Raw genomic sequence first — 21590 nt, forward strand, 5'->3', positions numbered from 1 at the left:
CTGTCTCAGTACGATTTCCCAGGCGACGATACCCCAATCGTTCGTGGTTCTGCTCTGAAAGCGCTGGAAGGCGAAGCAGAGTGGGAAGCGAAAATCATCGAACTGGCTGGCTTCCTGGATTCTTACATCCCAGAACCAGAGCGTGCGATTGACAAAAAGACGAAGGCGGCCGTCATACTCCGTTCTTCAAAGGCTACCGTCCACAGTTCTACTTCCGTACAACTGACGTGACTGGTACCATCGAACTGCCAGAAGGCGTTGAGATGGTAATGCCAGGCGACAACATCAAGATGGTTGTGACTCTGATCCACCCAATCGCGATGGACGACGGTCTGCGTTTCGCAATCCGTGAAGGTGGCCGTACCGTTGGCGCGGGCGTGGTTGCTAAAGTTCTCGGCTAATCGCTGATAACATTTGACGCAATGCGCATGAAAAGGGCATCATTTGATGCCCTTTTTGCACGCTTTCACATCAGAACCTGGCTCATCAGTGATTATTTTTGTCATAATCATTGCTGAGACAGGCTCTGCAGAGAGCGTATAATCCCTAAAGGGATTATTTCGATTTGGCTCGCCTCGCAATCGCGGGGTGAAATTATTTGTAGAATTCTTCTGACAGGTTGGTTTATGAGTGCGAATACCGAAGCTCAAGGGAGCGGGCGCGGCCTGGAAGCGATGAAGTGGGTCGCTGTTGCCGTGCTGCTGATTGTGGCAATCGTTGGCAACTATCTTTATCGTGACATGATGCTGCCGCTCCGCGCGCTGGCAGTGGTGATTCTGATTGCTGCAGCGGGCGGTGTCGCGCTGTTGACGACTAAAGGTAAAGCAACCGTTGCTTTTGCACGTGAAGCGCGTACCGAAGTCCGTAAGGTCATTTGGCCGACTCGCCAGGAAACATTGCACACCACGCTGATCGTAGCGGCGGTTACCGCTGTAATGTCACTGATCCTGTGGGGACTGGATGGTATTCTGGTTCGCCTGGTTTCCTTTATTACTGGCCTGAGGTTCTAAGATGTCTGAAGCCCCTAAAAAGCGTTGGTACGTCGTTCAGGCGTTTTCCGGTTTTGAAGGCCGCGTAGCAACGTCGCTGCGTGAGCATATCAAATTACACAATATGGAAGAGTTATTTGGCGAAGTTATGGTTCCGACCGAAGAAGTGGTTGAGATCCGTGGCGGCCAACGTCGCAAAAGCGAGCGTAAATTCTTCCCGGGTTACGTGCTGGTTCAGATGGTGATGAACGACGCGAGCTGGCACCTGGTGCGCAGCGTACCGCGCGTGATGGGCTTTATCGGCGGCACGTCTGACCGTCCGGCGCCAATCAGCGACAAAGAAGTTGATGCGATTATGAACCGCCTGCAGCAGGTGGGTGATAAGCCGCGTCCTAAAACGCTGTTTGAACCGGGTGAAATGGTCCGTGTTAGCGACGGTCCGTTTGCTGACTTTAATGGCGTCGTTGAAGAAGTGGACTACGAGAAGTCCCGCCTGAAAGTTTCTGTTTCTATCTTCGGTCGTGCGACCCCGGTAGAGCTGGACTTTGCGCAGGTCGAAAAAGCCTAAGCAGCGATCAAAAAAGCGGCGATTTAATCGTTGCACAGGGCGCGAGATTGGAATACAATTTCGCGCCTTTTGTTTTTATGGGCCCCGGCCCGTAAAACGAATTTTATTCACGGGGAGCCTCCCTGAGGCGCTATCACCCAATCAGAGGATTTTAGAATGGCTAAGAAAGTACAAGCCTACGTCAAGCTGCAGGTTGCAGCTGGTATGGCGAACCCAAGTCCACCAGTTGGTCCAGCTCTGGGTCAGCAGGGTGTGAACATCATGGAATTCTGTAAAGCGTTCAACGCCAAAACCGAATCCCTGGAAAAAGGTCTGCCAATCCCAGTCGTAATCACTGTTTACGCTGACCGTTCTTTCACTTTCGTTACCAAAACCCCTCCAGCAGCAGTTCTGCTGAAGAAAGCGGCTGGTATCAAGTCTGGTTCCGGTAAACCGAACAAAGACAAAGTGGGTAAAATTTCCCGCGCTCAGCTGCAGGAAATCGCGCAGACCAAAGCTGCCGACATGACTGGTGCCGACATTGAAGCGATGACTCGCTCAATCGAAGGTACTGCACGTTCCATGGGCCTGGTAGTGGAGGACTAAGAAATGGCTAAACTGACCAAGCGCATGTCCGTGATCCGTGACAAAGTTGATGCGACCAAACAGTACGACATCAACGAAGCTATCGCTCTGCTGAAAGAACTGGCAACTGCTAAGTTCGTTGAAAGCGTTGACGTTGCCGTTAACCTCGGCATCGACGCGCGTAAATCCGATCAGAACGTTCGTGGCGCAACTGTACTGCCACACGGTACTGGCCGTTCCGTACGTGTAGCTGTATTTGCTCAGGGTGCAAACGCTGAAGCTGCTAAAGCTGCTGGCGCTGAACTGGTAGGTATGGAAGATCTGGCTGATCAGATCAAGAAAGGCGAAATGAACTTTGACGTTGTTATTGCTTCTCCAGATGCAATGCGCGTTGTTGGCCAGCTCGGCCAGGTTCTGGGTCCACGCGGCCTGATGCCAAACCCGAAAGTTGGTACTGTAACTCCTAACGTTGCTGAAGCGGTTAAGAACGCTAAAGCAGGTCAGGTTCGTTATCGTAACGACAAAAACGGCATCATCCACACCACCATCGGTAAAGTGGACTTTGACGCTGACAAACTGAAAGAAAACCTGGAAGCTCTGCTGGTTGCGCTGAAAAAAGCAAAACCAACTCAGGCAAAAGGCGTGTACATCAAGAAAGTTAGCATCTCCACCACCATGGGTGCAGGTGTTGCAGTTGACCAGGCTGGCCTGAGCGCTGCTGCAAACTAATGCCTTTACGTGGGCGGTGATTTTGTCTACAATCTTACCCCCACGTTTGCTAACGAAAGTTAGCGGCTAAAAGATTTGTTCGTTGGAGCCTGGCCTAATCCAGGCCTCCGTCGAAGACCGCAGGTGTTTCGCAAGAGACTTAATCCCCTGCGTAGACGGTGACAGAACGCTAAGATTATTTTTGGATACTCTGGCTTGTTTCTGCTCACCGTATTAAGACGCTCTTTCCGTTGGGAAGAGTGAAGTGAGTTCCGGAACATGAGTTCCGGCAAACATCCAGGAGCAAAGCTAATGGCTTTAAATCTTCAAGACAAACAAGCGATTGTTGCTGAAGTCAGCGAAGTAGCCAAAGGCGCGCTGTCTGCAGTAGTTGCGGATTCCCGTGGCGTTACTGTAGACAAAATGACTGAACTGCGTAAAGCAGGTCGTGAAGCTGGCGTATACATGCGTGTTGTTCGTAACACCCTGCTGCGTCGCGTAGTTGAAGGTACTCAGTTCGAGTGCCTGAAAGACACGTTTGTTGGTCCGACCCTGATTGCATACTCTATGGAACACCCGGGCGCTGCTGCTCGTCTGTTCAAAGAGTTCGCGAAAGCGAATGCAAAATTTGAGGTCAAAGCTGCAGCCTTTGAAGGTGAGTTGATCACGGCATCGAACATCGATCGCCTGGCAACCCTGCCGACCTACGAAGAAGCAATTGCACGCCTGATGGCAACCATGAAAGAAGCTTCGGCTGGCAAACTGGTTCGCACTCTGGCTGCTGTTCGCGATGCGAAAGAAGCTGCTTAATCGCAGTTATCTTTATAAAGCATTTGCTTACGTATAAACTTATTCTGATTTTCAGGAACAATTTAAATGTCTATCACTAAAGATCAAATCATTGAAGCAGTAGCAGCTATGTCCGTAATGGACGTTGTAGAGCTGGTTTCTGCAATGGAAGAAAAATTCGGTGTTTCTGCTGCTGCTGCTGTAGCTGTAGCTGCGGGCCCGGCTGAAGCTGCTGAAGAAAAAACTGAATTCGACGTAATTCTGAAAGCTGCTGGCGCGAACAAAGTTGCTGTTATCAAAGCAGTACGTGGCGCAACTGGCCTGGGTCTGAAAGAAGCTAAAGACCTGGTAGAATCTGCTCCAGCTGCGCTGAAAGAAGGCGTGAGCAAAGACGACGCAGAAGCACTGAAAAAATCTCTGGAAGAAGCTGGCGCTGAAGTTGAAGTTAAATAAGCCAACTTTTCTGGTTGCAGCCTAAGTAATTAGGCTGATGGCTGGTGACTTTTTAGTCACCAGCCTTTTTGCGCTGTAAGGCATCAGTAGCATTTCACACTGTTTGACTGCTGATTGTCCTGACAATGCATGTTTCTATCGACGACTTAATATATTGCGACAGGGTGCTCGCTCTGTGTAAATCGCGACGAAATGATTTAAGCGTGATAGCAACAGGTATTGCGGAAAGTATTCAATTTTCCGGTCCACAAAATGGTGTTGCACAAACTGTCCCTTCGTCGGACAGATGGGTCGACTTGTCAGCGAGCTGAGGAACCCTATGGTTTACTCCTATACCGAGAAAAAACGTATTCGTAAGGATTTTGGTAAACGTCCACAAGTTCTGGACATTCCATATCTCCTTTCTATCCAGCTTGACTCGTTCCAGAAGTTTATCGAGCAAGATCCTGAAGGGCAGTACGGTCTGGAAGCAGCCTTCCGCTCCGTGTTCCCGATTCAGAGCTACAGCGGTAACTCCGAGCTGCAGTACGTCAGCTACCGCCTTGGCGAACCGGTGTTTGACGTTCAGGAATGTCAGATCCGTGGCGTGACCTATTCCGCACCGCTGCGCGTAAAACTGCGTCTGGTGATCTACGAGCGCGAAGCGCCGGAAGGCACCGTAAAAGACATTAAAGAACAAGAAGTCTACATGGGTGAAATTCCACTCATGACTGACAATGGTACTTTCGTTATCAACGGTACTGAGCGTGTTATCGTTTCCCAGCTGCATCGTAGCCCGGGCGTCTTCTTCGACAGCGATAAAGGTAAAACACACTCTTCCGGTAAAGTACTGTATAACGCACGCATCATTCCTTACCGTGGTTCATGGCTGGACTTCGAGTTCGATCCAAAAGACAACCTGTTTGTCCGTATCGACCGTCGTCGTAAACTGCCTGCAACCATCATTCTGCGTGCACTGAACTATACCACTGAGCAGATCCTGGACCTGTTCTTTGAGAAAGTGATCTTTGAAATCCGCGACAACAAGCTGCAGATGGAGCTGGTGCCGGAACGTCTGCGTGGTGAGACCGCGTCGTTCGACATCGAAGCCGACGGCAAAGTGTATGTGGAAAAAGGTCGCCGTATCACCGCGCGCCACATCCGCCAGCTGGAAAAAGATGATATCAAACTCATCGAAGTTCCGGTTGAGTACATTGCAGGAAAAGTAGCCGCAAAAGATTACGTTGACGAGTCAACGGGTGAGCTGATCTGCCCGGCGAACATGGAGCTGAGCCTGGATCTGCTGGCTAAGCTGAGCCAGTCTGGCCACAAACGTATCGAAACGCTGTTCACCAACGATCTGGACCACGGTGCGTATATCTCTGAGACTATTCGCGTCGATCCAACCACCGATCGTCTGAGCGCGCTGGTAGAAATCTACCGCATGATGCGTCCTGGTGAGCCACCAACTCGCGAAGCGGCGGAAAGCCTGTTCGAGAACCTGTTCTTCTCTGAAGACCGCTACGATCTGTCCGCGGTTGGTCGTATGAAGTTCAACCGTTCTCTGCTGCGCGACGAAATCGAAGGTTCCGGTATCCTGAGCAAAGACGACATCATCGAAGTGATGAAGAAGCTCATCGATATCCGTAACGGTAAAGGCGAAGTGGACGATATCGACCACCTCGGCAACCGTCGTATCCGTTCCGTAGGCGAAATGGCGGAAAACCAATTCCGCGTTGGCCTGGTACGTGTAGAGCGTGCGGTGAAAGAGCGTCTGTCTCTGGGCGATCTGGATACCCTGATGCCTCAGGATATGATCAACGCCAAGCCGATTTCTGCAGCAGTGAAAGAGTTCTTCGGTTCAAGCCAGCTGTCTCAGTTCATGGACCAGAACAACCCGCTGTCTGAGATTACGCACAAACGTCGTATCTCTGCACTCGGCCCAGGCGGTCTGACCCGTGAGCGCGCAGGCTTTGAAGTTCGAGACGTACACCCGACTCACTACGGTCGCGTATGTCCAATCGAAACGCCTGAAGGTCCAAACATCGGTCTGATCAACTCCCTGTCCGTGTACGCACAGACGAACGAATACGGTTTCCTCGAGACCCCGTACCGTAAAGTGACCGACGGTGTTGTAACCGACGAAATTCATTACCTGTCTGCTATCGAAGAAGGCAACTACGTTATCGCTCAGGCGAACTCCAACCTGGATGACGAAGGCCACTTTGTAGAAGATCTGGTTACCTGCCGTAGCAAAGGCGAATCCAGCTTGTTCAGCCGCGACCAGGTTGACTACATGGACGTATCCACCCAGCAGGTGGTATCCGTCGGTGCGTCCCTGATCCCGTTCCTGGAACACGATGACGCCAACCGTGCATTGATGGGTGCGAACATGCAACGTCAGGCCGTTCCAACTCTGCGCGCTGATAAGCCGCTGGTTGGTACCGGTATGGAACGTGCTGTTGCCGTTGACTCCGGTGTTACTGCGGTTGCTAAACGTGGCGGTACCGTTCAGTACGTCGACGCATCCCGTATCGTTATCAAAGTTAACGAAGACGAGATGTATCCGGGCGAAGCAGGTATCGACATTTATAACCTGACCAAATACACCCGTTCTAACCAGAACACCTGTATCAACCAGATGCCTTGTGTATCTCTGGGTGAGCCAGTTGAGCGCGGCGACGTGCTGGCAGACGGTCCGTCCACCGACCTCGGTGAACTGGCGCTCGGTCAGAACATGCGCGTAGCGTTCATGCCGTGGAACGGTTACAACTTCGAAGACTCCATCCTCGTCTCCGAGCGTGTGGTTCAGGAAGATCGTTTCACCACCATCCACATTCAGGAACTGGCATGTGTGTCCCGTGACACCAAGCTGGGGCCAGAAGAGATCACCGCTGACATCCCTAACGTGGGTGAAGCTGCGCTCTCCAAACTGGATGAATCCGGTATCGTTTACATCGGTGCGGAAGTGACCGGCGGCGACATTCTGGTTGGTAAGGTTACGCCTAAAGGTGAAACCCAGCTGACGCCAGAAGAGAAACTGCTGCGTGCAATCTTCGGTGAGAAAGCGTCTGACGTTAAAGACTCTTCTCTGCGCGTACCAAACGGTGTTTCCGGTACGGTTATCGACGTTCAGGTCTTCACCCGTGACGGCGTGGAGAAAGATAAGCGTGCTCTGGAAATCGAAGAGATGCAGCTCAAACAGGCTAAGAAAGACCTGTCTGAAGAACTGCAGATCCTCGAAGCGGGTCTGTTCAGCCGTATCTATGCGGTGCTGGTTGCCGGTGGCGTTGAAGCTGAGAAGCTCGACAAACTGCCACGCGATCGCTGGCTGGAACTGGGCCTGACCGACGAAGAGAAACAAAATCAGCTGGAACAGCTGGCTGAGCAGTATGACGAACTGAAACACGAGTTCGAGAAAAAACTCGAAGCGAAACGCCGCAAAATCACTCAGGGCGACGATCTGGCACCAGGCGTGCTGAAGATTGTTAAGGTGTATCTGGCCGTTAAACGTCAGATCCAGCCTGGTGATAAGATGGCAGGTCGTCACGGTAACAAGGGTGTTATCTCTAAGATCAACCCGATCGAAGATATGCCGCACGATGCTAACGGTACGCCGGTAGATATCGTACTGAACCCGCTGGGCGTACCGTCTCGTATGAACATCGGTCAGATCCTGGAAACCCACCTGGGTATGGCTGCGAAAGGTATCGGCGACAAGATTAACGCCATGCTGAAGCAGCAGGAAGAAGTCGCGAAACTGCGCGAATTCATCCAGCGTGCCTACGATCTGGGTACCGACGTGCGTCAGAAAGTCGACCTGAATACCTTCAGCGATGAAGAAGTGCTGCGCCTGGCTGAGAACCTGAAAAAAGGTATGCCAATCGCAACGCCGGTCTTCGACGGTGCGAAAGAAGCTGAAATTAAAGAGCTGCTGCAACTGGGTGGTCTGCCAACGTCTGGTCAGATTACGCTGTTTGACGGCCGTACCGGTGAACAGTTCGAGCGTCCGGTAACCGTAGGTTACATGTACATGCTGAAACTGAACCACCTGGTCGACGACAAGATGCACGCTCGTTCTACCGGTTCTTACAGCCTGGTTACTCAGCAGCCGCTGGGTGGTAAGGCACAGTTCGGTGGTCAGCGCTTCGGGGAGATGGAAGTGTGGGCGCTGGAAGCATACGGCGCGGCATACACCCTGCAGGAAATGCTCACCGTTAAGTCTGATGACGTGAACGGTCGTACCAAGATGTATAAAAACATCGTGGACGGCAACCATCAGATGGAACCGGGCATGCCAGAATCCTTCAACGTACTGTTGAAAGAGATTCGTTCGCTGGGTATCAACATCGAACTGGAAGACGAGTAATTCTCGCTCAAACAGGTCACTGGTGCCGGGTTAACCCCCGGCACCGGATTGTGCTAACTCCGACGGGAGCAAATCCGTGAAAGATTTATTAAAGTTTCTGAAAGCGCAGACTAAAACCGAAGAGTTTGATGCGATCAAAATTGCTCTGGCTTCGCCAGACATGATCCGTTCATGGTCTTTCGGTGAAGTTAAAAAGCCGGAAACCATCAACTACCGTACGTTCAAACCTGAGCGTGACGGCCTTTTCTGTGCGCGTATTTTCGGGCCAGTAAAAGATTACGAGTGCCTGTGCGGTAAGTACAAGCGCCTGAAACACCGTGGTGTGATCTGTGAGAAGTGCGGCGTTGAAGTGACCCAGACCAAAGTGCGTCGTGAGCGCATGGGCCACATCGAGCTGGCGTCTCCGACCGCTCACATCTGGTTCCTGAAATCTCTGCCGTCCCGTATCGGTCTGCTGCTGGATATGCCGCTGCGTGATATCGAACGCGTTCTGTACTTCGAATCTTATGTGGTTATCGAAGGCGGGATGACGAACCTGGAACGTCATCAGATCCTGACTGAAGAGCAGTATCTGGACGCGCTGGAAGAGTTCGGTGACGAATTCGACGCGAAGATGGGTGCGGAAGCTATTCAGGCCTTGCTGAAGAGCATGGATCTGGAGCAAGAGTGCGAGCAGCTGCGTGAAGAGCTGAACGAAACCAACTCCGAAACCAAACGTAAAAAGCTGACCAAGCGTATCAAACTGCTGGAAGCGTTCGTTCAGTCTGGTAACAAACCAGAGTGGATGATCCTGACCGTTCTGCCGGTTCTGCCGCCAGATCTGCGTCCACTGGTTCCGCTGGATGGTGGTCGTTTCGCAACGTCCGATCTGAACGATCTGTATCGTCGCGTTATCAACCGTAACAACCGTCTGAAACGTCTGCTGGATCTGGCTGCGCCGGATATCATCGTACGCAACGAAAAACGTATGCTGCAGGAAGCGGTAGATGCCCTGCTGGATAACGGTCGTCGCGGTCGTGCGATCACCGGTTCTAACAAACGTCCTCTGAAATCTTTGGCCGATATGATCAAAGGTAAACAGGGTCGTTTCCGTCAGAACCTGCTCGGTAAGCGTGTTGACTACTCCGGTCGTTCTGTAATCACCGTAGGTCCATACCTGCGTCTGCATCAGTGCGGTCTGCCGAAGAAAATGGCACTGGAGCTGTTCAAACCATTCATCTACGGCAAGCTGGAACTGCGTGGCCTGGCCACCACCATCAAAGCCGCGAAGAAAATGGTTGAGCGTGAAGAAGCTGTCGTTTGGGATATCCTGGACGAAGTTATCCGCGAACACCCGGTACTGCTGAACCGTGCACCAACCCTGCACCGTTTGGGTATCCAGGCATTTGAGCCAGTCCTGATCGAAGGTAAAGCTATCCAGCTGCACCCGCTGGTTTGTGCGGCATATAACGCCGACTTCGATGGTGACCAGATGGCTGTTCACGTACCGCTGACGCTGGAAGCCCAGCTCGAAGCGCGTGCGCTGATGATGTCTACCAACAACATCCTGTCTCCAGCGAACGGTGAGCCAATCATCGTTCCTTCTCAGGACGTTGTATTGGGTCTGTACTACATGACCCGTGACTGTGTTAACGCCAAAGGCGAAGGCATGGTGCTGACTGGCCCGAAAGAAGCTGAGCGTATTTACCGCGCTGGCCTGGCCTCTCTGCATGCGCGCGTTAAAGTGCGTATCACCGAATACGAAAAAGATGAAAACGGCGAATTCGTTGCGAAAACCAGCCTGAAAGACACGACCGTTGGCCGTGCGATTCTGTGGATGATCGTACCGAAAGGTCTGCCTTTCTCCATCGTCAACCAGGCGCTGGGCAAGAAAGCGATCTCCAAAATGCTGAACACCTGTTACCGCATTCTGGGTCTGAAGCCGACCGTTATCTTCGCTGACCAGACAATGTATACCGGCTTTGCTTATGCAGCGCGTTCAGGTGCATCTGTTGGTATCGATGACATGGTCATCCCAGAGAAGAAACACGAGATCATCTCTGAAGCGGAAGCCGAAGTTGCTGAGATCCAGGAGCAGTTCCAGTCTGGTCTGGTTACCGCGGGCGAACGCTATAACAAAGTTATCGATATCTGGGCAGCGGCGAACGATCGTGTATCCAAAGCGATGATGGATAACCTGCAGACCGAAACCGTGATTAACCGTGACGGCGTAGAAGAGCAGCAGGTTTCCTTCAACAGCATCTACATGATGGCCGACTCCGGTGCGCGTGGTTCCGCAGCACAGATTCGTCAGCTGGCAGGTATGCGTGGTCTGATGGCGAAGCCAGATGGCTCCATCATCGAAACGCCAATCACCGCGAACTTCCGTGAAGGTCTGAACGTACTCCAGTACTTCATCTCCACGCACGGTGCTCGTAAAGGTCTGGCGGATACCGCACTGAAAACAGCGAACTCCGGTTATCTGACGCGTCGTCTGGTTGACGTTGCCCAGGATCTGGTTGTCACCGAAGACGATTGTGGCACCCTCGAAGGTATCACCATGACCCCGGTTATCGAGGGTGGTGATGTTAAAGAGCCACTGCGCGATCGCGTTCTGGGTCGTGTGACCGCGGAAGACATTCTGAAGCCGGGTACTGCAGACATTCTGGTTCCACGTAACACGCTGCTGCACGAGCACTGGTGTGACCTGCTGGAAGCGAACTCTGTTGACTCAGTGAAAGTGCGTTCCGTTGTATCCTGTGACACCGACTTTGGTGTATGTGCGCACTGCTACGGTCGTGACCTGGCGCGTGGCCACATCATCAACAAAGGTGAAGCAATCGGCGTTATCGCGGCACAGTCCATCGGTGAGCCGGGTACACAGCTGACGATGCGTACGTTCCACATCGGTGGTGCGGCATCTCGTGCGGCTGCTGAATCCAGCATCCAGGTGAAAAACAAAGGTAGCATCAAGCTCAGCAACGCGAAGTCTGTTGTTAACTCCGCAGGCAAGCTGGTTGTGACCTCTCGTAACACCGAGCTGAAACTGATCGACGAATTCGGTCGTACCAAAGAGAGCTATAAAGTGCCTTACGGTGCGGTTATGGCGAAAGGTGATGGCGAGCAGGTTGCCGGCGGTGAAACCGTTGCAAACTGGGATCCACACACCATGCCGGTTATCACCGAAGTAAGTGGCTTCATCCGCTTTACTGACATGATCGACGGCCAGACCATTACTCGTCAGACCGACGAGCTGACCGGTCTGTCTTCTCTGGTGGTTCTGGATTCTGCTGAACGTACTACCGGTGGTAAAGATCTGCGTCCTGCGCTGAAAATCGTTGATGCTCAGGGTAACGACGTTCTGATCCCTGGTACCGACATGCCTGCGCAGTACTTCCTGCCGGGTAAAGCGATCGTTCAGCTGGAAGATGGCATTCAGATCGGTGCGGGTGATGCTCTGGCGCGTATTCCACAGGAATCCAGCGGTACCAAGGACATCACCGGTGGTCTGCCACGCGTTGCGGACCTGTTCGAAGCACGTCGTCCGAAAGAGCCTGCAATCCTGGCTGAAATCAGCGGTATCATCTCCTTCGGTAAAGAGACCAAAGGGAAACGCCGTCTGGTTATCACTCCAGTAGATGGTAGCGAACCGTACGAAGAGATGATTCCTAAGTGGCGTCAGCTCAACGTGTTCGAAGGTGAACGTGTAGAACGTGGTGACGTGGTTTCCGATGGTCCAGAAGCGCCGCACGACATTCTGCGTCTTCGTGGCGTACACGCGGTAACGCGTTACATCACCAACGAAGTGCAGGACGTTTACCGTCTGCAGGGCGTTAAGATTAACGATAAGCACATCGAAGTTATCGTTCGTCAGATGCTGCGTAAAGCAACCATCGAAAACGCAGGCAGCTCTGAATTCCTGGAAGGCGAGCAGGTTGAATACTCACGCGTCAAGATCGCTAACCGCGAACTTGAAGCGAACGGCAAAATCGGTGCGACCTTCTCGCGCGATCTGCTGGGTATCACCAAAGCGTCTCTGGCAACCGAGTCCTTCATCTCTGCAGCATCGTTCCAGGAAACGACTCGTGTCCTGACCGAAGCCGCTGTTGCTGGTAAGCGTGATGAACTGCGCGGTCTGAAAGAGAACGTTATCGTGGGTCGTCTGATCCCGGCCGGTACCGGTTATGCGTACCACCAGGATCGTATGCGTCGTCGTGCTGCGGGCGAACTGCCAGCTGCACCGCAGGTGACTGCTGAAGATGCATCCGCGAGCCTGGCAGAACTGCTGAACGCAGGTCTGGGCGGTTCCGACAACGAGTAATCGTTGAGTCGCTAATAAAAAACCCGCCTCGGCGGGTTTTTTTACATCTGCATGTTTTCAATTCACCAGCGGGATCCGACGATAAAGCTCAATCATATCGCCTGCCAGATCCTGAATGACCATCGCGTTCATCAGGTGATCCTGAGAGTGAACGGTGATCAGGTTAACCGGAAGCTTCCCGGTCCCTTCATCAAGACCGATAAGCTGCGTCTGGATCGTGTGCGCATGCTTCACATATTCACGCGACTCTTCCATCGCTTTTTCTGCTTCGTCAAACTCACCTTTACGCGCCATCTGTAACGCCGTCAGGGCCGCACTGCGCGCCGCGCCTGCGTTGACCAGCAGTTCCATAATCGTGGTTTCTAAGTCTTCCATTATGACTCCAGAAGTTTGAGCGCTTTTTCCAGTACGGCATCACCTTTCATCATGCCGTAATCCATCATGTCGATCACCGCGACCTTTTTACCTAGCGGCTCGGCCTGCGCCTGGAGTTTGGCCTGCTCGTATTTAACCTGTGGCCCCAGCAATACGATGTCGGCCGTCGCGATGTTGTCTTTAAACTCCGCAACCGGAACGGCTTTAATCGTGACTTCAACCCCTTTTTTCTGCGCGGCGTCTTTCATACGTTGAACCAGCATGCTGGTTGACATTCCCGCTGCACAGCATAAAACGATGTTCTTCATAATCAGCCTCGATCTACATGTGTTTATTGATAATTATCCCGTGCAGACCGCTTCAACAACCGGTTTACCGCGATTGTGTGTCAGGCATCACAAAGAAACCGGCGATTTTCTGAAACCGGTTACAATTTTGCATTGTCGGGTACCCGGCCCGTGGAAACGGGCAGGGTGAAAGAGGGGGGATTAGCTGATGGACGTTCGGTTGATGCGGTTTTTGCCCTGCTGTTTGGCGCTGTAAAGAGCGTTATCAACGCTTCCGATAAAGTGCTCCAGCGGTTCAAAATGCCACTCCCCAAGACCGCCGCTGAACGTAACCCGCAGGTTTTCTTCCCGCCAGACGCGTTTTTCAACAGCGGTACGCCATGCTTCCAGTAATGAGAGCGCAGAAGTCATCTGCTCAGCCTGGAAGATGACCGCAAACTCTTCTCCACCATAACGGTAAAGCGAGACGTGATGTGGCTGCATGATCTGGATCCCTTCGCGGGCCACGTTACGCAGAACGATATCACCGGTCAGGTGGCCCAGCGTGTCGTTAATCGACTTGAAGTTATCAATATCCACCAGCGCCATCGCGAAAGGCTGCTGGGCATTCAGCAGCTCTGCTATATCGCTATCAAACGCGCGGCGGTTTTTACAGCCCGTCAGCGCATCGTGAGTGGCCTGACGCACATAGGCCATTTCACGCTCTTTATTGGACTGAATCGTGTGGCTCAGCATCGCTTCCAGGCGCGGCGCCTCGCTGACGTCGCCGGTTTTGATGGCATTGATAATGTGCATCAGCACGCTACGCGAGGCGTGGCGGAGGTATAAGCCGAAGAGGATGATGATGATGGCCGCCAGCGCAAACCCCCAGCCAACAATCGTCGTTTCGTGGCGGGTAATATCGGTGAGCGTCGCATCCGATACCCGGTAAATGACAAACCAGTCCGGGTTGGTAAACGAGTAATAGTAATACCAGGCGTTGCTTTTCTTGTCGTAAAGGTGGCCTTCACCGCTGGTCATTTTGTCCATCAGCGCTTCGCTCACGTACTGCTTGAAGAGCGCGCCGGTATCCGGATGCAGCACCACAGCACCGTCACGCTCGACGACGAAGAATTCCCCCTGAACGGGCGCCACCATCTGACGCAGGGTGTAGCCCATTGATGTCAAATCGAGATGAAACGCGAGCGTTCCCTTCAGTCTGCCTTCTGGTGAAATCACTGGCTTATAAAGAGTGACCGTGGGGTGCCCCGTAAAGTAATCCATATAAGGACGGGTATAGTGGCTGAAGATGCTGGCTTCCGCCTGAGCGACAAACCACGGCCTCGTCCTGGGATCGAAGGTTTTACTCGTCTCCGTGGGGAGCACTTCCGGTGCGCGGAGGTAATGCCCCTGCGTGTCCGCCAGCGAGATGGAGGAGACGGTCGGCATCAGGTTCTGCAAATGCATCATCATCTGCAGCCCTTGCGTCGGATTGACGTTGAGCGTCTCGTTTAGCCTGTCGTCACGCGCAAAGTACATCGCGGAACGGCCCAGGATATAGTCGTTTTCACGCAGGATAGATTCGGTGTAGTTCACCGCCAGGTTGTGCGTGAAATTGCTATTGATCTTATGATAATCCTCAAGAAAATCCTTTCGTTGCGAAAGCGTCACCGCGATCGCGATCACCGCAAAACTGCAGAGGATCCCCGCGAAGCTGAGCATGATTGGCCGGGTAAAAGAGAGCTTTTTGCTGTGAAGTGCCATGAGCTGTACATCGTTCCTGATGGTGAATACTGTTCGTCTGCCGATATCCTCTCAGCATAGTCGCTGTCCTGCGGTTAGCGGTGAATTATACGGCACACGATTTCTGGCGGGATGATTTATCTTAAGAACCATTAAGAAAATGCTTATTCACCTGGCTGGGGCCGTTTGTGCAATGAACCAGAAGCAGGGCGAAACGAGGAAGAAGCTTTTCGCCCTGGTCAGCATCCGTTGCTGACCGTGTGACAATAAAAAACCGGACGATCGCTGACAATCCTCCGGTTTTGCCTTTTCGTCGCGCCTCGACAATTTTTTATGATGTTGCAGTGCGTTTCAACGTCACTGCGAGGCTCTTCCCAGCCAGCTGTCCCAGTCTTTCCAGACAGGCTGAAGACCCTGCGCCGTCAGAGCGGCGGCGACCGCTTCCGGACGTCGTCCGTCATGCGGCGCAAACTGCTCGAGCTCCGGATGATCGTCGGCGTAGCCGCCAGGCTGTGTTTTGGAAAACGCGCTGACGTTGTTAATCGCAAGCGGGATAACGCGATCGCGAAACGCCGGGGACTCACGCGTTGAGAGCGATAATTCCACTTCCGGAGCGAGCAGGCGAAACGCGCAGATGGTTTGCACCAGCTGGCGTTCATCCATCAGCGAAGCCGGTTCAATCCCGCCCGCGCAGGGCCTCAGACGCGGGAAGGAGATGGAATAACGGCTCTGCCAGTAGCGCTGCTGAAGCCACAGCAAATGTTCCGCCACCATGTAACAATCCACCCGCCAGCTGTCGGAGAGCCCGATCAGCGCACCCAGACCGATTTTGTCGATGCCCGCGCGACCCAGCCTGTCCGGTGTTTCCAGCCGGAAAAAGAAATCCTGTTTCTTGCCCTTCAGGTGGTGCCGGGCGTACGTCGCCTCGTGGTAGGTTTCCTGGTAGACCATGACCCCGTCCAGCCCGAGGGTTTTGAGCTCCGCGTACTCCTCCTGCGCCAGGGGCTGTACTTCCATATGCAACGACGCAAACTGACGACGGATGGCGGGAAGGTGCTGACGGAAATAGTCCATTCCCACTTTTCCCTGATGTTCGCCCGTGACCAGCAGAAGATGTTCAAAGCCCATTTCACGAATAGCCGCACACTCACGGGCAATCTCACCTTCATCGAGCGTTTTACGTTTGATGCGGTTGCTCATGGAGAAGCCGCAATAGGTGCAGTCATTGGCGCACAGGTTTGAGAGATAGAGCGGCACGTAGAAACTCACCGTGTTGCCAAAACGCTGGCGGGTGAGCCGCTGTGCTCGCTGGGCCATCGGTTCGAGGTACGCACTGGCCGCCGGGGAGAGCAGGGCCATCAGATCCTCGCGGGTCAGATGGCGGGCATTCAGCGCACGCTCCACGTCAGCCGCCGTTTTGCTGTTGATGCGCAGGGCAATGTCGTCCCAGTTAAGCTGCCGCCAGCGCTCGGTAAACGTGCTCATGAGATCGCCTCCAGAAAACCGGTCAGCGGGCTGGTGGCCTGCGCCTGGAAACTGCGCGAGCCGGGGCCGGACTCCCTTGCCAGCAACCCAGCCTCTACGGCCATGCGGAACGCACGCGCCATCATGACCGGATCGTCGGCAACCGCGATGGCCGTATTCACCAGCACCGCGTCGGCGCCCATCTCCAGCGCCTGTGCGGCATGGCTGGGCACGCCAATGCCCGCATCAACCACTACCGGCACGGTAGCCTGCTCAATAATGATTTCCAGCATCGCACGGGTTTCCAGCCCCTGGTTGGAGCCAATGGGGGCGCCCAGCGGCATGACGGCGGCGCAGCCGACCTCTTCCAGCCGTTTGCACAGGACAGGGTCGGCGCCGCAGTAAGGCAGGACGGTAAACCCTTGCTGCACCAGCTTTTCAGCCGCTTTCAGCGTTTCGATAGGGTCGGGCAGCAGCCAGCGGGCGTCAGGATGAATTTCCAGCTTCAGCCAGCGGGTGCCGAGCGCCTCGCGGGCCAGCTGCGCGGCGAAAATCGCCTCTTCGGCCGTTTTGGCACCGGAGGTGTTGGGCAGCAGCGTGACGCCTGCCTCCAGTAAAGGAGCCAGAATGGCATCGCTGTGATGACGCAGATCCACGCGCTTGAGCGCCAGCGTCACCAGCTGGCTGCCGCTTTCGCGAATGGCATCCACCATCAGCTGCGGCGAGGCGAATTTTCCGGTTCCGGTAAACAGATGTGAATCAAAGACTTTATCGGCAATACGTAACATCTCAGCCCCCTGCGATAACCTGAAACAGCAGGATCTGGTCGCCGTCATTGACCTGCTGATGTTCCCACTGCTCGCGCGGCAGGATCTGTTGATTGAGCGCCAGCGCCGTTCCCGGCTTGAGCTGACGCAGCTTGTCGAGCAGTACCGCAACGGTGAGCCCGTCTTCGCATCTCATCGGCTCATCGTTAAACAGAATGCGCATCGCGGCCTCCACATACCGGGCAGCGGCTGGCGCGGCGTAACGCCAGCTGGCGCCAGCCGGCTGAGCGGGCATCAAACAGCCGCAGCGTATTGCGTTCCGTCTCCATGCCGCTGAGCAGCTTGATGGCTTCCAGCGCCTGCATGGTGCCCATTACGCCGACCACCGGACCCAGAATGCCCGCCGTCCGGCAGTTGCGCGCTGGCTCGGCATCATCCGGCCACAGACAGCGATAGCAGCCCTGCGTCCACGGTGGCGTCAGAACCATCATCTGCCCGCCGAACCCCACCGCGCTGGCGGTGATAAGCGGCGTATGATTTGCCACGCAGGCGGCGTTAATCGCCTGGCGCGTCGCCATGTTGTCGGTACAGTCCAGCACCACGTCGGCAAGGGCGACTTCACGGTGCAGGCTTTCACCGCTAAGACGCTCCTGTAAGGCAATCAGCTCGATATCCGGGTTAAGCTGGTTCAGCCGCTGCCGGGTGATTTTTGCTTTCGGCTGGTTGATATCCTCGGTGGTAAAGAGGATTTGTCGCTGTAGGTTGCTGAGGTGAACCTCGTCGTCGTCGGCCAGCACCAGCGTACCGATACCTGCACCTGCCAGATAAAGCGCGGCGGGCGCGCCTAATCCGCCCAGACCGACAATCAGCACCCGGCTGGCGAGCAGCTTTTGCTGCCCGTCGATGGCGATATCCTCCAGCAGGATCTGACGGCTGTAGCGCATAAAATCACGATCGTTCATCGCCAGCTCCTGCCAGCTGTAACAGCTGTTCGGTGGCGGACCGCCAGTCTGCAGCCTGGGTGATGGCGCTGACGACGGCGATGCTGCCGACGCCGGTCTCCAGCACCGCCGGGGCGCGTTCAAGGCTGATTCCGCCGATGGCGACGGTGGGGTAATCGGCAAGGCGTTTAACGTGACTCGCCAGCTGCGTCAGACCCTGCGGTGCGGAGGGCATCTGCTTGGTTTGCGTCGGGAAGACGTGGCCCAGCGCGATGTAAGAGGGACGGGCCGCCAGGGCCACGTCGATCTCCATGTCATCGTGCGTTGACACGCCAAGACGCAGCCCGGCTTCACGGATAGCGCTCAGATCCGTTGTTTCGAGGTCTTCCTGACCCAGATGCACGCCGTAAGCCTGATGCTTAACAGCCAGCCGCCAGTAGTCGTTGATAAACAGGCGGGCGTTATACCGACGCCCCAGCGCGATGGCGGCAACCACATCGGCTTCCACCTCGTCATCGCGCTTATCCTTGATGCGTAGCTGGAGGGTGCGAACGCCTGCCTCCAGCAGTCGCTCTATCCACGCCACGCTGTCCACCACCGGATAGAGCCCTAAACGGTAGGGGACGGGTGGGAAATCGGGCTGGTACATTACGCCTCCTCTTTTTTGAGGTAGATTTCGCCGCCTTTGGCGCGGAAGGTTTCAGACATGTCCGCCATGCCCACTTCAATGGTTTGCGCTGCGGCGTAGTCACGCACTTCCTGGCTGATTTTCATCGAGCAGAATTTTGGCCCACACATAGAGCAGAAGTGCGCGACTTTGCCTGATTCCTGCGGCAGGGTCTCGTCGTGATAGGCGCGGGCGGTGAACGGATCCAGCGCCAAGTTGAACTGGTCTTCCCAGCGGAATTCAAAGCGCGCCTTCGACATGGCGTTATCGCGGATTTGCGCCCCCGGGTGGCCTTTGGCCAGATCCGCCGCGTGGGCGGCAATTTTGTAGGTAATCAGCCCCTGCTTCACGTCCTCTTTGTTTGGCAGGCCGAGGTGCTCTTTCGGCGTCACGTAGCAGAGCATGGCGCAGCCGAACCAGCCGATCATCGCCGCGCCAATGCCTGACGTGAAGTGGTCGTAACCCGGCGCAATATCGGTGGTCAACGGTCCCAGGGTATAGAACGGGGCCTCATGGCAGTGCTCCAGCTCTTCGGTCATGTTGCGGCGGATCATCTGCATCGGCACATGTCCCGGACCCTCAATCATTACCTGCACGTCATACTCCCAGGCGATTTTAGTCAGCTCGCCCAGCGTGTGCAGCTCGGCAAACTGCGCTTCGTCGTTGGCGTCGCGGATGGAGCCCGGACGCAGGCCGTCGCCCAGCGACAGGGAGACGTCATAGGCGGCGCAGATTTCGCAGATCTCGCGGAAGTGTTCGTAGAGGAAGTTTTCCTGGTGATGGGAGAGGCACCACTTCGCCATGATGGAACCGCCGCGCGAGACGATGCCGGTCAGACGCTTCGCCGTCATCGGCACGTAGCGCAGCAGCACGCCCGCGTGAATGGTGAAGTAGTCCACGCCCTGCTCGGCCTGCTCCAGCAGCGTGTCGCGGAACGCTTCCCAGGTCAGGTCTTCGGCAATGCCGTTGACCTTCTCCAGCGCCTGATAAATTGGGACGGTGCCAATCGGTACCGGGCTGTTACGCAGGATCCATTCGCGGGTTTCGTGAATATAGCGGCCGGTGGAGAGGTCCATTACCGTGTCCGCGCCCCAGCGCGTGGACCAGACCAGCTTTTCCACCTCTTCTTCGATGGAGGAGGTGACGGCCGAGTTACCGATGTTCGCGTTGACCTTCACCAGGAAGTTGCGGCCGATAATCATCGGCTCGGATTCCGGGTGGTTGATGTTGGCGGGGATAATCGCGCGCCCGGCGGCTACTTCGTCACGCACAAACTCCGGCGTGATGTTCTCCGGCAGGCGAGCGCCAAAGCCTTCACCCGGATGCTGATAGCGCAGCACTTCGCTACGGATGCGCTCGCGACCCATGTTTTCGCGGATGGCGATGAATTCCATTTCCGGCGTGACGATGCCCTGGCGGGCGTAGTGCAGCTGGGTCACGCATTTGCCCGCTTTAGCGCGTTTTGGCGTCAGCAGGCCGGTAAAGCGCAGCTCGTCCAGACCGTCGTCGGCCAGGCGCTCTTTGGTGTACGCAGAGCTGCGCACGCTCAGTTCTTCGCAGTCGTTGCGCGCATTAATCCACGGCTGGCGCAGCTTAGCCAGACCCTGCTGGACGTTGATGGCAACATCAGGGTCGCCGTACGGACCGGAGGTGTCATACACCGGCACGGCTTCGTTGTCTTCGTACTGCGGATTCTCTTTGCTGCCGCCGATAAGCGTCGGGCTGAGCTGGATTTCGCGCATCGGGACGCGGATATCGGCCTGCGAGCCGGAAATGTAGATGCGTTTCGAGTTCGGGAAAGCGGTGCCTTCCAGGGTGTCGATGAAGTGTTGGGCCTGTGCGCGCTGTTCGCGGCGGGTCAGTTTTGCAGTAGACATAGCTCATTCCAAAAGTGAAGGACATGGCTTGTCAGACGACGGATGAAGCAAGAGAGGATCGCCCGGGGGGCGATACAACAGCAGTGTGACTCTTGTTCCCTTCGCAGGTATTAACCTGATCAGGTTCCGCGGATCCCGAATTAACGGTCTCAGCCCGCGCTTTCAGGCGCTGGGCACTCCGACAAGAAAAATCCCCCTCGTGAGAGGGGCGAATGGTTGTAAATTACTCGTTAACGGTGAAGAACTCAAGCAGGGCGCGCGACGTTCTCTTCGTTACTGATGTTCAAATCATTGTCCAGTACAAGGGCGATCAGCTTATCTTCCAGCGTGAATCGCTCTTCCAGCGCTTCACCGAGGTCGGATAGCGCCCGCTGAAACTCAAGATAGTTATCGTGATCGATGGCGTTCTCGAGCGCGGAATCATAGTAATCCATGATCTGCTGGGTGTTGGCTTCCAGCAGCGGATAGAGCTTGCTGGCTGCTAAATACGGTGTTGTCCCTTCCATTTCGCGGATAATGCGTTCATAAATATTGAAATGGCCGTCGGACAGATAGTCGACCAGGCCCTGACAAAAATCATCCAGCGCTTTTTCATTCAGTCGCATAAACGATTCTTTGCCAGGCTTAATGCCGACCAGATTGTAATAAGCCACGAGTAGATGCTTGCGCACATGTAGCCAGCGATCCACCAGTTTGTTACTTCCTCTAACGCGCTCAGTCAGGCTTTCCAGCTGGTTTAACATGGTCGACTCCACAAAATGTAGGATTGAA

Annotated in this window: 18 protein-coding genes, 1 pseudogene and 1 riboswitch; of the genes and pseudogenes, 9 read left to right on the forward strand and 10 right to left on the reverse strand. The window is 54.7% G+C overall.

Going from position 1 to position 21590, the window contains the following annotated elements:
• The 9 genes and pseudogenes from GXP72_RS01140 to rpoC all read left to right on the forward strand — a co-directional run.
• A pseudogene (locus GXP72_RS01140) lies at window positions 1–401 on the forward strand (hypothetical protein); the annotation flags it as partial.
• Between the two features lie 225 nt (window positions 402–626).
• Window positions 627–1010 carry a preprotein translocase subunit SecE gene (gene secE, locus GXP72_RS01145; RefSeq protein WP_014068449.1) on the forward strand — a complete coding sequence of 128 codons (384 nt, stop codon included), beginning with the start codon at window positions 627–629 and terminating at the stop codon, window positions 1008–1010.
• Window position 1011: 1 nt separating this feature from the next.
• Window positions 1012–1557 (forward strand): transcription termination/antitermination protein NusG, encoded by a 546-nt coding sequence (nusG, locus tag GXP72_RS01150; protein WP_002438628.1) that lies wholly within the window; start codon window positions 1012–1014, stop codon window positions 1555–1557.
• 156 nt (window positions 1558–1713) lie between these two features.
• Window positions 1714–2142: a 50S ribosomal protein L11 gene (gene rplK, locus GXP72_RS01155; RefSeq protein WP_008503452.1), complete on the forward strand. Its 429-nt coding sequence runs from the start codon at window positions 1714–1716 to the stop codon at window positions 2140–2142.
• Window positions 2143–2145: 3 nt separating this feature from the next.
• Window positions 2146–2850: a 50S ribosomal protein L1 gene (gene rplA / locus GXP72_RS01160; protein WP_006810530.1), complete on the forward strand. Its 705-nt coding sequence runs from the start codon at window positions 2146–2148 to the stop codon at window positions 2848–2850.
• 291 nt (window positions 2851–3141) lie between these two features.
• Window positions 3142–3639, forward strand: coding sequence for a 50S ribosomal protein L10 (gene rplJ, locus GXP72_RS01165; RefSeq protein WP_005132895.1), 498 nt, complete (start codon window positions 3142–3144; stop codon window positions 3637–3639).
• A 66-nt stretch (window positions 3640–3705) separates the two neighbouring features.
• The gene (gene rplL / locus GXP72_RS01170; RefSeq protein WP_002445276.1) at window positions 3706–4071 is read left to right on the forward strand and encodes a 50S ribosomal protein L7/L12; all 366 of its coding nucleotides are present in this window, start codon (window positions 3706–3708) and stop codon (window positions 4069–4071) included.
• Window positions 4072–4390: 319 nt separating this feature from the next.
• Window positions 4391–8419 carry a DNA-directed RNA polymerase subunit beta gene (gene rpoB / locus GXP72_RS01175; protein ID WP_024908260.1) on the forward strand — a complete coding sequence of 1343 codons (4029 nt, stop codon included), beginning with the start codon at window positions 4391–4393 and terminating at the stop codon, window positions 8417–8419.
• A gap of 76 nt (window positions 8420–8495) precedes the next feature.
• On the forward strand, window positions 8496–12719 hold the full coding sequence (gene rpoC, locus GXP72_RS01180; protein WP_023309968.1) for a DNA-directed RNA polymerase subunit beta': 4224 nt from the start codon (window positions 8496–8498) through the stop codon (window positions 12717–12719).
• 57 nt (window positions 12720–12776) lie between these two features.
• Here rpoC and GXP72_RS01185 read toward each other — a convergent pair whose 3' ends face one another.
• The 10 genes from GXP72_RS01185 to GXP72_RS01230 form a co-directional block, all read right to left on the reverse strand.
• A complete protein-coding gene (locus tag GXP72_RS01185) occupies window positions 12777–13094 on the reverse strand; it encodes a PTS lactose/cellobiose transporter subunit IIA (protein WP_008503455.1) in 318 nt (105 codons plus the stop codon).
• Window positions 13094–13402 (reverse strand): PTS sugar transporter subunit IIB, encoded by a 309-nt coding sequence (locus GXP72_RS01190; RefSeq protein WP_023334100.1) that lies wholly within the window; start codon window positions 13400–13402, stop codon window positions 13094–13096. The genes GXP72_RS01185 and GXP72_RS01190 overlap by 1 nt, the downstream gene beginning before the upstream one ends.
• A 180-nt stretch (window positions 13403–13582) precedes the next feature.
• Window positions 13583–15124 (reverse strand): sensor domain-containing diguanylate cyclase, encoded by a 1542-nt coding sequence (locus GXP72_RS01195; RefSeq protein WP_208763398.1) that lies wholly within the window; start codon window positions 15122–15124, stop codon window positions 13583–13585.
• Window positions 15125–15460: 336 nt separating this feature from the next.
• Window positions 15461–16588, reverse strand: a complete 1128-nt coding sequence (gene thiH, locus GXP72_RS01200; protein WP_048990373.1) for a 2-iminoacetate synthase ThiH — start codon at window positions 16586–16588, stop codon at window positions 15461–15463.
• The gene (gene thiG / locus GXP72_RS01205; protein WP_023334103.1) at window positions 16585–17355 is read right to left on the reverse strand and encodes a thiazole synthase; all 771 of its coding nucleotides are present in this window, start codon (window positions 17353–17355) and stop codon (window positions 16585–16587) included. The genes thiH and thiG overlap by 4 nt, the downstream gene beginning before the upstream one ends.
• A 1-nt stretch (window position 17356) precedes the next feature.
• A complete protein-coding gene (gene thiS, locus GXP72_RS01210; RefSeq protein ID WP_024908257.1) occupies window positions 17357–17557 on the reverse strand; it encodes a sulfur carrier protein ThiS in 201 nt (66 codons plus the stop codon).
• Window positions 17541–18296, reverse strand: a complete 756-nt coding sequence (locus tag GXP72_RS01215; protein WP_061716173.1) for a HesA/MoeB/ThiF family protein — start codon at window positions 18294–18296, stop codon at window positions 17541–17543. Before GXP72_RS01215 ends, thiS begins: the two co-directional genes overlap by 17 nt.
• Window positions 18283–18924 (reverse strand): thiamine phosphate synthase, encoded by a 642-nt coding sequence (gene thiE / locus GXP72_RS01220; RefSeq protein ID WP_208763399.1) that lies wholly within the window; start codon window positions 18922–18924, stop codon window positions 18283–18285. Before thiE ends, GXP72_RS01215 begins: the two co-directional genes overlap by 14 nt.
• The gene (thiC, locus tag GXP72_RS01225) at window positions 18924–20819 is read right to left on the reverse strand and encodes a phosphomethylpyrimidine synthase ThiC (protein WP_208763400.1); all 1896 of its coding nucleotides are present in this window, start codon (window positions 20817–20819) and stop codon (window positions 18924–18926) included. The genes thiE and thiC overlap by 1 nt, the downstream gene beginning before the upstream one ends.
• A 79-nt stretch (window positions 20820–20898) precedes the next feature.
• Window positions 20899–21010, reverse strand: a riboswitch (TPP riboswitch).
• 54 nt (window positions 21011–21064) lie between these two features.
• The gene (locus GXP72_RS01230) at window positions 21065–21562 is read right to left on the reverse strand and encodes an Rsd/AlgQ family anti-sigma factor (RefSeq protein WP_023334107.1); all 498 of its coding nucleotides are present in this window, start codon (window positions 21560–21562) and stop codon (window positions 21065–21067) included.
• Between the last annotated feature and the right edge of the window lie 28 nt (window positions 21563–21590).

This window comes from Enterobacter sp. SES19, assembly GCF_011765665.1.
GTDB classification, from domain to species: Bacteria; Pseudomonadota; Gammaproteobacteria; order Enterobacterales; family Enterobacteriaceae; genus Enterobacter; species Enterobacter pseudoroggenkampii.

Bases quoted from the DNA above. Each gene is read 5' to 3' on its own strand.
- rplJ (WP_005132895.1), top strand. From the start codon at position 3,142: ATGGCTTTAAATCTTCAAGACAAACAAGCGATTGTTGCTGAAGTCAGC.
- thiS (WP_024908257.1), bottom strand. From the start codon at position 17,557: ATGCGCATTCTGTTTAACGATGAGCCGATGAGATGCGAAGACGGGCTC.
- secE (WP_014068449.1), top strand. From the start codon at position 627: ATGAGTGCGAATACCGAAGCTCAAGGGAGCGGGCGCGGCCTGGAAGCG.
- rplL (WP_002445276.1), top strand. From the start codon at position 3,706: ATGTCTATCACTAAAGATCAAATCATTGAAGCAGTAGCAGCTATGTCC.
- GXP72_RS01195 (WP_208763398.1), bottom strand. From the start codon at position 15,124: ATGGCACTTCACAGCAAAAAGCTCTCTTTTACCCGGCCAATCATGCTC.
- rplA (WP_006810530.1), top strand. From the start codon at position 2,146: ATGGCTAAACTGACCAAGCGCATGTCCGTGATCCGTGACAAAGTTGAT.
- GXP72_RS01190 (WP_023334100.1), bottom strand. From the start codon at position 13,402: ATGAAGAACATCGTTTTATGCTGTGCAGCGGGAATGTCAACCAGCATG.
- nusG (WP_002438628.1), top strand. From the start codon at position 1,012: ATGTCTGAAGCCCCTAAAAAGCGTTGGTACGTCGTTCAGGCGTTTTCC.
- thiH (WP_048990373.1), bottom strand. From the start codon at position 16,588: ATGAGCACGTTTACCGAGCGCTGGCGGCAGCTTAACTGGGACGACATT.
- rpoB (WP_024908260.1), top strand. From the start codon at position 4,391: ATGGTTTACTCCTATACCGAGAAAAAACGTATTCGTAAGGATTTTGGT.
- rplK (WP_008503452.1), top strand. From the start codon at position 1,714: ATGGCTAAGAAAGTACAAGCCTACGTCAAGCTGCAGGTTGCAGCTGGT.
- GXP72_RS01215 (WP_061716173.1), bottom strand. From the start codon at position 18,296: ATGAACGATCGTGATTTTATGCGCTACAGCCGTCAGATCCTGCTGGAG.
- thiG (WP_023334103.1), bottom strand. From the start codon at position 17,355: ATGTTACGTATTGCCGATAAAGTCTTTGATTCACATCTGTTTACCGGA.
- GXP72_RS01185 (WP_008503455.1), bottom strand. From the start codon at position 13,094: ATGGAAGACTTAGAAACCACGATTATGGAACTGCTGGTCAACGCAGGC.
- GXP72_RS01230 (WP_023334107.1), bottom strand. From the start codon at position 21,562: ATGTTAAACCAGCTGGAAAGCCTGACTGAGCGCGTTAGAGGAAGTAAC.
- thiC (WP_208763400.1), bottom strand. From the start codon at position 20,819: ATGTCTACTGCAAAACTGACCCGCCGCGAACAGCGCGCACAGGCCCAA.
- thiE (WP_208763399.1), bottom strand. From the start codon at position 18,924: ATGTACCAGCCCGATTTCCCACCCGTCCCCTACCGTTTAGGGCTCTAT.